Below are 2,728 nucleotides of genomic sequence, written 5' to 3'. Positions count from 1 at the left end.
GTCGTCAGCGGGTGCTGGAGTTGCGTGCTCAGGGCCTCAAGCTGCGCGAGATCGCCGAGCAGGTCGGAATGACGACCGGCGGGGTCGGCACGATCCTGCACCACGCCCGCAAGGCGGCAAAGGCTCGCGAAGAAACGGCGAAGGCCGACGTCGGCGCCGACACCTGAGCAACGGCAAACCACTGCTGCGGCTGGCCCCAATCGCAGCACACATACGAACCAACTTCTTCACTGGCACAAGCATTTTGGGCAACCTATGTTGACGCATCGACCGAGGGCAAGGCAGCGCGAAGCGGTGCCGCGGCAGCCCGTTTTCGGGGTGGGGTGACCGGTTCTGTCAGCGGCCCTTCTTCGCCTTTTTCCGTTCGAGGGCTCGCCGCTGCTGCCGGGACAATCCCGCAGTTTCCGGCGGCGGTGGGGCGGTCTCCCGGAGGTACTGATCGAGGTAGTGGGCCAGCTGCACCGCCGCCTTGTGCAGCGGCGGGGGGTACTCACGCTCGGGATGGCGACGGAACGCGATCGAGCCGCTGAACGATTCGAGGACTCTCGCCAGCAGCTCTGGGTGCCGTATGACGTGCTCGACCACCTCGTGGTCCTCGAGGTACCTCGCCGGCGTGGAGGGCACCGTTTCCCGCCAGTCGGGCACCCGGACTTCGACGGGTTTTTCCACGATCCGGGTCTGCCGGACCACCTTCACCCCGACCGCTCCGCTGCGTGATGCCTTGCGGGCGCTGTACGCGTCGCGGCGGCATTGGTCGCTGCACCACACCCTCGGCCGGCCCGCCCCGGCGTGCTGAGGGACGGGGTTTGCGCACCACGGGCACATGCCCGGATCGGCGTCATCTGCGCTGGTTGCGGGGCTGTCGGTCGGCGTCGGCGGGGTCGTCACGAGGCAGAATCCTATTTCGTCGCGTCAAAATTGCAGCTTTAGTGCAAGAGGTGTGGGCGTTTTCGGTCGCGCAGGATCGACATCGCTGGTGTCGGCGGGTGTCTGTCGGCGGGATCGCCGACGATGACCCAGGACTGATCCAGGAAGGTGGCGGGTATGACCACGACTGCGTTCACTCAGGGCTACGACGCCGGATACGCCGAGGCCGTCGAGCGGCAACGACTCGGAGACGCCGACACCGCCCACGACGCTTCGACGTGGTTCACCGCCCCGGTCGGGCAGCCCCACGTCGAGGAGTACGAACGTGGGTTCTTGGCAGGGTTCGCCGACTACATCGAGGCCACCCGGCCCGGCCGGCCCTGACGTCGCGCCACCGCGCCCCACAACACGCCCTGAGCGCCCCGCTGACGCACTGAACCAACCTCGGGCACTTGTCCCCCGGCCTCACACGTGTGAGGCCGCTACAGCCGCTCCCGCCGGATCGGGCGAACCACGCCCCGCGACGACACCCGACGGGGGACACATCTCATGCATCACGGATGCGACCGCGGAAATCCGCCGGGTTTATGGCCCCGGCAGGGATCGGTGAGTGGTGTAAACCCCCAGGAAAAAATCGGGATACCTGATATGGCTTGGTGTGTCGTACGTAAAAAAATGATCTTTTTTGTGCGAGAGTGTCCGGCATGACGATGGGGGAATTGCTCACCGACGAGATCTGGGGGCGGGAGGTCCTGCTGCCGTATCGGCCGCATGCGACGAACGATCTCCGTGCCGGGCAGTACCGCTACAGCCGCGACGAGGCACTGACGATGCGCTACATCGAGCACTCGCCTCACGCGTTGCTCGGCTCGATCGTCATCGACTGCGACCACCCGGATGCGGCGATGCGGGCATTCGAGCAGCCGTCCGACCATCCGGCCCCGAACTGGGTCGCGCAGTCCCCGTCAGGGCGGGCGCACCTGGGCTGGTGGCTGGCCGGCCCCGTCTGCCGCACCGACTCCGCCCGGCTGCAACCGCTGCGCTTCGCTCATCGCATCGAGCGGGGTCTGTGCATCTCCGTCGGCGGGGACTTCGCTTACGGCGGGCAGCTGACCAAGAACCCGATCCACCCCGATTGGGAGACCATCTACGGCCCGTCCCGGCCCTACGAGCTGCGCGACCTCGTCACCGTCCACACCCCACGTCAGGCGCCCAGGAAGCCCGAGAAGGCGGTCGGGCTCGGCCGCAACGTGACCATGTTCGATACCGCCCGCACCTGGGCCTACGGGCAGTGGTGGCACCACCGGCACGACGGTCTCGATGCCTGGCTGATGCTCGTGCTCCAGCACTGCCACGCGATCAACACGCAGTTCACCGCCCCACTTCCGTTCGTGGAGGTCAGGGCCACCGCCTACTCCATCGGCAAGTGGATCTGGCGCAACTTCGACGAACAGGCCTACCGCGCCCGACAAGCCCACCTCGGCAGCAAAGGCGGCAAGGTCGTCTCCCCTGCGAAGATCGAAGCCAACCGTCAACGGCGTCTGAAGGTAGACCGCACGGTGGCGTTGGAGGTTCTGCGATGAGCAAGCACATCCCCGTACGGAAGCGGCGAGGAGCGGAGGTCCCGGCGCGGAGGACGATGACCGCCCGCGAAGGCGCCGAGAGGTTGGGCGTATCCCCACGCACCATCCAGCGCATCATGGCTGAGCCTCGGGAGGAGTTCCTCGCCCGTGCTGCCGAACGTCGTCAGCGGGTGCTGGAGTTGCGTGCTCAGGGCCTCAAGCTGCGCGAGATCGCCGAGCAGGTCGGAATGACGACCGGCGGGGTCGGCACGATCCTGCACCACGCCCGCAAGGCGGCA

5 protein-coding genes are annotated in these 2,728 nt (G+C 67.1%); 4 read left to right on the top strand and 1 reads right to left on the bottom strand.

Translation table 11 applies throughout. The annotated features are described in order from the left end of the window. Positions 1–11: 11 nt before the first annotated feature. The gene (locus K3M35_RS25565) at positions 12–167 is read left to right on the top strand and encodes a hypothetical protein (RefSeq protein ID WP_308257125.1); all 156 of its coding nucleotides are present in this window, start codon (positions 12–14) and stop codon (positions 165–167) included. 169 nt (positions 168–336) lie between these two features. Here the strand turns inward: K3M35_RS25565 and K3M35_RS25560 are convergent, their stop codons facing one another. After that, positions 337–888: a hypothetical protein gene (locus K3M35_RS25560; protein ID WP_220667258.1), complete on the bottom strand. Its 552-nt coding sequence runs from the start codon at positions 886–888 to the stop codon at positions 337–339. A 156-nt stretch (positions 889–1,044) separates the two neighbouring features. On the opposite strand from K3M35_RS25560, the gene K3M35_RS25555 reads away from it, so the two are divergent. From K3M35_RS25555 to K3M35_RS25545, 3 genes are all read left to right on the top strand, one after another. Further along, complete coding sequence (locus tag K3M35_RS25555) at positions 1,045–1,251, top strand: hypothetical protein (protein ID WP_039584155.1); 207 nt, start codon at positions 1,045–1,047, stop codon at positions 1,249–1,251. A gap of 320 nt (positions 1,252–1,571) precedes the next feature. Then, complete coding sequence (locus tag K3M35_RS25550) at positions 1,572–2,450, top strand: replication initiation protein (RefSeq protein WP_225223596.1); 879 nt, start codon at positions 1,572–1,574, stop codon at positions 2,448–2,450. After that, on the top strand, positions 2,447–2,728 hold a 282-nt coding region (locus tag K3M35_RS25545; RefSeq protein ID WP_220667257.1), incomplete at its 3' end, for a sigma factor-like helix-turn-helix DNA-binding protein. The genes K3M35_RS25550 and K3M35_RS25545, both read left to right, overlap by 4 nt.

The organism is Rhodococcus sp. DMU2021 (genome assembly GCF_019641445.1).
In the GTDB taxonomy this organism is placed as follows: domain Bacteria; phylum Actinomycetota; class Actinomycetes; order Mycobacteriales; family Mycobacteriaceae; genus Rhodococcus; species Rhodococcus pyridinivorans.
This window is presented reverse-complemented; position numbering and strand designations above follow the sequence as displayed.

Coding starts and splice junctions, on each gene's coding strand:
- K3M35_RS25555 (WP_039584155.1), top strand. CDS start 1,045: ATGACCACGACTGCGTTCACTCAGGGCTACGACGCCGGATACGCCGAG.
- K3M35_RS25550 (WP_225223596.1), top strand. CDS start 1,572: ATGACGATGGGGGAATTGCTCACCGACGAGATCTGGGGGCGGGAGGTC.